The 1686-nt window shown below is 58.0% G+C and carries 1 protein-coding gene and 1 pseudogene; one reads left to right on the forward strand and one right to left on the reverse strand.

Annotation, left to right across the window (positions count from 1 at the left end; translation table 11 throughout):
* Positions 1 to 125: pseudogene (locus ACRXB1_RS35655) on the forward strand (IS630 family transposase); the annotation flags it as partial.
* 133 nt (positions 126 to 258) lie between these two features.
* Here ACRXB1_RS35655 and gndA read toward each other — a convergent pair.
* Positions 259 to 1665 (reverse strand): NADP-dependent phosphogluconate dehydrogenase, encoded by a 1407-nt coding sequence (gene gndA, locus ACRXB1_RS35660; RefSeq protein ID WP_062003365.1) that lies wholly within the window; start codon positions 1663 to 1665, stop codon positions 259 to 261.
* Positions 1666 to 1686 lie beyond the last annotated feature (21 nt).

The following is a 1686-nucleotide window of genomic DNA, read 5'->3' on the forward strand; positions in this document are numbered from 1 at the left end:
GTATCGAGCGCTATGTTCAGCAGTACAACCAGCACAAGCGAGCGTTTGTGTGGACTGCAACAGCCGATTCCATTCTCAAGAAAGTGGCGAAACTATGTAAAGTTATTTCTGGGACAGAACACTAGCGACAACTGAAAAATATCGCCTGATGAAAATTTCACCGCGACAAAATTTGGCAAATCTGTGCGGCTGCAAAACAAAACGCCGACGCATTTGCGTCGGCGTTTGCACTGCATCGATCAGCTATTTGAGAGGCTCTTACGACCAGTCAGCGTGGAAGCTGCCCTTCTTGTCCACACGCTCGAAGGTATGCGCGCCGAAGAAGTCACGTTGTGCCTGCACCAGATTCGCCGGCAGCGTCTCCGAGCGATAGCTGTCGTAATACGCGACTGCCGATGAAAACGCCGGCACCGGCACGCCTGCCTTCACCGCGGCGACCACGACGTCGCGCAGCGCGTCCTGATACTTCGCGGCGATATCGCTGAAGTACGGATCGAGCAGCAGGTTATGCAAATCGGCGTTGGTCTTGTAGGCATCCGTGATCTTCTGCAGGAACCCTGCGCGGATGATGCAACCAGCCCGGAAGATCTTCGCGATCTGACCGTACTGCAGATCCCATTTGTATTCTTCCGATGCCGCGCGCAGCTGCGCAAAACCCTGTGCATACGAAACGATCTTGCTCAGGAACAACGCGCGCCGCACGGATTCCACGAACGCATCGCGATCGCCATCGAACTTGGGCGAAGGACCCTTCAACTGCTTGCTCGCTTCCACGCGCTGGTCCTTCAGCGACGACAGCACGCGCGCAAACACGGCTTCCGTGATCAGCGGCAGCGGCGCGCCCAGATCGAGCGCGTTCTGGCTCGTCCACTTGCCCGTGCCTTTTTGCGCGGCGCGATCGAGGATGACATCGACGAGATCCTTGCCGGTCTCTTCGTCCTTCTTCGCGAAGATCTTCGACGTGATCTCGATCAGGTAACTATCCAGTTCACCCTTGTTCCACTCGACATAAACGTCGCCCAGTTCCTTGTTCGACAAACCCGCCACGCGCTTGAGCACATCGTAGCTTTCGGCGATCAACTGCATGTCGCCGTATTCGATGCCGTTGTGAACCATCTTCACGTAATGTCCCGCGCCGTCCGGGCCCATGTAAGCCACGCACGGCTCGCCGTCCGGCGCCTTTGCGGCGATTTCGGTCAGGATCGGGGCGACGAGATCATAGGCTTCCTTCTGGCCGCCCGGCATGATCGAGGGACCCTTGAGCGCGCCTTCCTCACCGCCCGATACACCCGTGCCGATGAAATGCAGGCCCGACTTCGCGAGGTCCGTATTGCGGCGGATGGTATCGGTGAAATGGGTGTTGCCGCCGTCGATCAGGATGTCGCCTTTTTCAAGCAGCGGGCGCAGCGAATCGATCGTCGCATCCGTGCCCTGGCCGGCCTTCACCATCAGCAGGATGCGGCGCGGTTTTTCCAGCGACTCGACGAATTCTTCCAGCGTGTAAGACGGCACGAGCTTCTTGTCGGGATGCTCGGCCATCAGGTCATCGGTTTTTTCGCGGCTGCGGTTGTACACCGATACCGCGTGCCCGCGGCTCTCGATATTCAATGCCAGATTGCGTCCCATGACGGCGAGGCCGACAACGCCGATTGCTTGTTTGCTCATGTTTCTCTCCGAATGACCGGA

Source organism: Caballeronia sp. M23-90 (assembly GCF_053574605.1).

Excerpts from the sequence above, each read along its gene's own strand:
- gndA (WP_062003365.1), bottom strand. The coding sequence starts at position 1,665 with ATGAGCAAACAAGCAATCGGCGTTGTCGGCCTCGCCGTCATGGGACGC.